Here is a 5359-nt window from a genome sequence, read left to right on the forward strand (position 1 = left end):
GATTATAAGTTATATATCATCAAGGCTTGATGTTGAGTATGAGGATTATTCAAATGAGAGGATGTATAAATACTTAGTTCAAATACTTAACACTATTAAACAAGGAAAAGAAACAGAGTCAAATATAAATTATTTATCTAAGAGAATAATAATAGATTAAGGTGAGGTGTATAGTTTGTGGGTTATGCAGATGAAAAGATAATAGAAGCAATAAATAAATCAAAACTTAATAGAGATATAAATGATGGAGCGATAGTTATAAACAATAATTCATATGAATTTATAGATACATATTTCTTTGAAGATAATATATCTTTAAAAATACCAAAAGAATTTATAGATATGCCTATGGATATTCAAGACATAAAATATCCATCTGTAAAAAGACCCCAAATAATAAAAACAGATGATTCAAACAATATAAATATAACCTTAACACATATAAAAAGTGGACTGACAAATGAATTAGTTGGAGATTTACTAAAGAGTATGGAAAAAATAATTAGAAAACAAAATCCTTTAAATGTTATATATGATAATAAAACTATTAATGTAAATGAAAAGAATATAGGTTTATTGGAGTTTAAAAGTAGTGCGATAGATGATTTTGTATATAATTTAATGTTTTTCTTTGAATTTAAAAAAGAAACTATTATGGGTAACTTTGTATGTCCATTCAATGAGCATGATGTATGGAAAAAAGTTGCCTTAGATATAGTAAAGAGTGTAAGGGTGAAGGAGGAGGATTAGATGAATGACTTTATAACATATAACCAGATATATGTATCATCATTTGAATTTGAAAAGCTTCTAAGTCTAAGTATTACTCAAGAAATAAATGAACATACAATTTTAAAATTAAAATCAGTAATACCATTTGATGTAAAAGATAGTTATGTTGAAAACATATCATCAAATCAATCTATAGAGGTTGGTTTCATGAATGAAGGAAAAAAAGAAATAATATTTAAAGGATGTATAAAAAATATAGATATAGAAAATGATGGAGAACTGAGGATTTTAAACTTAGAGGGCATTTCATATACATGCTTTTCAGATTATAAGAAAAAGAAAACAACATATCAGTGTAATAAAATGCCATATACAGATTTTTTCAATAAGATGAGTAAATCATACAATCAAGGAACTTTTATTGATATGGCTTCAAATGGTGCAAGTATTGAAAATATACTAGTTCAATATAATGAAACAGATTGGGACTTTTTAAAAAGAGTTGCATCAAGCTTTAACATGCCAGTGATTGCTAATTCAAGGCTAGATGGAGTAAAGCTACATATAGGTTTACCAGATACTACGCATAAAGAGCCACTAAAGGCTTCAAATTATAAGGTCAAAAAAGATATTAAGCAGCATCAAATAATAAATCAAAATTACAAACCAGATATAAAGGAAAATGATCTAATAAGCTATGAGATCATTACCAATCAAATGGTAGAACTAGGTAGTAAGGTTGAATTTAAAAATTTAATATATCGTATATATTCAAGCAAAATTGAATTAAAAGATGGCTTATTACAAAATACTTGTGTTTTAAAGAATGATAATGGATTTATTGTTCCTAAAATCAAAAATAATGCTATTCAAGGGCTTTCTCTTGAGGGAAATGTGGTTGATATATCTAAGGACAAGATTAAAATTAAGCTAGACATTGATAATAAATTCGATTCAGGAAAAGCTTTTTTCTATAATTACTCAACTCCATATTCATCAAAAGATGGTAGTGGATTTTACTTTATGCCAGAAAAAAATGATAAAGTTGTACTTCAATTTCCAAGCTTTGATGAAAAAAAGGCGTATGCTAGAAGTAGTGTGGATTTGAAGACGAATAGTCCAAATAGAAGTAATAGTAGTATAAAAAGAATAAGTACCAAATATGGAAAAGAAATTATATTTAAACCAGATTCTCTTGAAATTGTAGCTAATGGGAACTTATTAATAAAACTCCTGGATGATGGAGGAATAATCATTAACAGTGATAAGAAGATAACTCTTTCTGCACAAGAAGACATAGATATTCTAAGTGGCAATAATATATCCATTAAAGGCTCTTCTGGTGTAAATTTAAAACAAGGTAGCTCAAATATAAATATTGCAGACAAAATAGATATAAGTGGATCTAAGGTAAATATAAAATGATAAAAAAAGTAGATAAGATGGATAAGATTACACATTTTTATGAAAATCATATAGAAAATAGCCACCAAGAAGTCTTTATTAATATAGAAGAGGATTACATAAAAAATAAGGATAAAATAATAGAAAATATTCAAAATACAATAAATAAAACCTGTAAAGAAATATATAATCTACAACAGAATGAAGAAAAATTACCTATAAAATATATTTTTATATCATTTTTAAGAACTCAAATACTAAAAAACAGTTCAAACTATCGAGTTGATTTTTATGATGATAGAATTTTTTTAGATGAAGATAATTGCCATTGTTATTTTGATATGGACTTTATATTTAAACCATTCTTTAAAAAGATGGATGAAATTGAAAAGAAAAAAGATAATCCTATGTATATGAGACAAGTAACTAGTATTGATGTAGAAGATTTTAAGTTATATGAATCTTTAAAATACAACCTGTTAGTAAAGGAAATTCTTAAGGAAAATATGGATACAATATTTGAATGTGAAGGTTTTGACTTATTAGAAAAAGATGATGAGTTAATAGTTGTATTCGGCGAATACAAGGATAATTTTGAGATAATAAAAAAATTTGCACTTAGTGAAAAGAGTGTAGCAGAATAAATATTAAATTGGAGGAGAAATGGAATATTTTTTATTAAAACAAGATGAACGATATAATGATTTTCCAATGATTATAGATTTATTTAATAAAATTGATAAAAGAAATATAAATATTGAAAACTATAAAAAACTAGAGGATATTATGATATTTCACATAAACGCAAGTGAAAAATCTGTGTTTATGGATGTTCTTGAAAGACAAATATATCTTATTTCAAGTGGATTAAAAGACTTAATAAGTAAATATGAACCAAATATAATATTTAAAACTGTTTTCTTAATAGATAAGGTCAATAAGGTTCAACGAAAATACTTTCTACCAATATTCTTTGAAGTTGATACACTTCATGAATCAAGTGAATTCAACCTAGATAAAAGCGTTATAAAAAAGCTTGTACTAGATAAAAACAAAATAAAAGGTAGAAAGATTTTTAAAATAAACAAAGGTGAAAAAACTCAAATTGCTGTAAGCCTAGACTTAGCAGAGAGCATACTTAGAAGATCTTTCATAGGAGTCAAACTTGAAGAAGTTAAAGTAGTATAAGAAAGAAGGTGCAGTATGGCTGAAACACATGCTTATGTAGTAAGAGGAGCAAGAATGGTTTGTAGCTGTGGTTCTCATAAAAGAAGAATAAATTTACCGCAGTGTCACGGAGTATACATAAAAAATCAACCAAAAATGAATCAAAATGATTGTAAACATGACAATATACCATACTTTGGAATATGTTCAAATCCAAGTAGCTCAGGTGCTGAGGTCATTAACTTAGTATCTCCAGATAGAGGCGAAATTCAAGGATTTAAATGTGAGCGAAACTTTTTGGGAGTTTGGGAAAATGTAAAAGAAGACTGTGTAATTGATGGTGTAGGAGCCTTAAAGACAGACTCGTATATAATATGTGAACACGGTGGCTGTATAGCATTTGAAAACTCAGGTCAAGTTGAGGAAGAAGAATAAAATTATTCGCTTTAAGCAAATTTGAGTGAGTAGAAAGGAGCTGAATATGTCTGGATTTTTAGATATAAAAATTAAGTCTCGCTTTAATATAGTAAGTATAGAAGATATTAATATAAATCACAATATAAATGAACATGCAAAACTATACTTACGATGTATTGTAGAAAATATAAATGAAATAGAAAATCATAATTACTGTGCTCAAAACAATACTTTAGCTGACATTGTAACTACATCTTTTAATGATAAGATACAGGTTCTTGGTAAAGATGAAATTTTATTCACAGGTTTTATTGATAACCTAGAAATAGAAATGGAAAATGGTGTATACTATATTATAGTAAAAGCTATATCTTCAACAATATTATTAGACATAAAAAAGAGAACTAGATCATTTCAAGATAAAAATATGACATACACTGATATTGTTGACATAATCAAAAAAAACTATTCAGAATTTAAATATAATCCACAACAAAAATTTAAAACACCAATACAAAAACCAATAATACAATATCAAGAAACAGACTTTGAATTTCTAAAAAGGTTAAGTAGCATGTTCAATGATATTTTAGTATGTGATAAACTTAAACAAGCACCACATATACACCTTGGATATACAGAAAAAAATACATATGAAATAAAGGAAAATATAGCATATAAAGCTTACAAGAACCTCGAGCTATTTAATAAAAATGGTGGACATGAAAATGGGCTTAATGATACTGACTTTTTCTATTATGAAATAAAAACCTATCAAAGATACGAAGTAGGAGACAAAATAACCTTTAAATCTAAACAAATGTATATAACAAAAGTAGATGTAAACATTATTAAAGGAGAACTCATATATAAATACATATTAGCACAACGAAAATCTATAAGACAAAATACTATCTTTAATGATAAAATAAAGGGTACATCAATAGAAGGTAAAGTTTTAAGCGTTAAGGCTCAAACACTTAAACTTCATCTATCATTAGATGAAAAACAAGACAAAGAAAAAGCACATGATTACACATATTCACCTATAAAGGGAAACACCCTATACACTATGCCACAAGTAGGAAGCTATGTTAATCTGTACTTTCCAACAAATAAAGAAAAAGATGCATATTGCGATGCAGCTGTAAGAAAAAATGTCAAAACCTGTAGCGAACTACATAACCCAAATAATAGATACCTAAGAAGTGAACATGGAAATAAACTTTCAATAAAACCAGACAGTATCAAACTAGAAGGAGCTACAAAACAACCTCTAAGTATATCCTTAGATGCAAATGAAGGGATAAAAATATTAAGTAATAAATCAATTACCCTTACAGCAAAAGACAGCATAGAATTTAACACACCAAAAAAAATAAACATAAAAGCACAAACAAAAATAGTAGCCCAAAAAACAAAAAGCAAAAAGTCCCTTTACATAGAAGGCAACTATAACTTCCTAGGAGCAGACGTAGTACCTAAAGCTACACAAAGACAAACATATCCACCTTTTGATGACGAACCAGAAACAGCCCCAAAAAAACCATTTAACCTACTAGAACTTATGGGAAACGTAGTAGCCGCAGTAGCAACAGTAGCAGTAGTAGGAATAGCCGCAGCAGCAACAGTAGCAACA

The 5359-nt window shown here is 27.4% G+C and carries 6 protein-coding genes; all 6 read left to right on the top strand.

Translation table 11 applies throughout. The annotated features are described in order from the left end of the window. Positions 1-177: 177 nt before the first annotated feature. Entirely contained in the window at positions 178-750 is a 573-nt protein-coding gene (locus tag N4A48_RS05190; RefSeq protein ID WP_293664766.1) for a hypothetical protein, read from the top strand. Then, positions 751-2157, top strand: coding sequence for a phage baseplate assembly protein V (locus N4A48_RS05195; RefSeq protein WP_293664767.1), 1407 nt, complete (start codon positions 751-753; stop codon positions 2155-2157). Continuing rightward, complete coding sequence (locus tag N4A48_RS05200; protein ID WP_293664768.1) at positions 2154-2780, top strand: hypothetical protein; 627 nt, start codon at positions 2154-2156, stop codon at positions 2778-2780. Before N4A48_RS05195 ends, N4A48_RS05200 begins: the two co-directional genes overlap by 4 nt. Positions 2781-2799: 19 nt before the next feature. Next, the gene (locus tag N4A48_RS05205) at positions 2800-3324 is read left to right on the top strand and encodes a hypothetical protein (protein WP_293664769.1); all 525 of its coding nucleotides are present in this window, start codon (positions 2800-2802) and stop codon (positions 3322-3324) included. 15 nt (positions 3325-3339) lie between these two features. Next, positions 3340-3738: a DUF4280 domain-containing protein gene (locus tag N4A48_RS05210; protein WP_293664770.1), complete on the top strand. Its 399-nt coding sequence runs from the start codon at positions 3340-3342 to the stop codon at positions 3736-3738. 46 nt (positions 3739-3784) lie between these two features. After that, on the top strand, positions 3785-5359 hold a 1575-nt coding region (locus tag N4A48_RS05215), incomplete at its 3' end, for a hypothetical protein (RefSeq protein ID WP_293664771.1).

The organism is Tepidibacter sp., from assembly GCF_025210165.1.
GTDB lineage: Bacteria > Bacillota > Clostridia > Peptostreptococcales > Peptostreptococcaceae > Tepidibacter_A.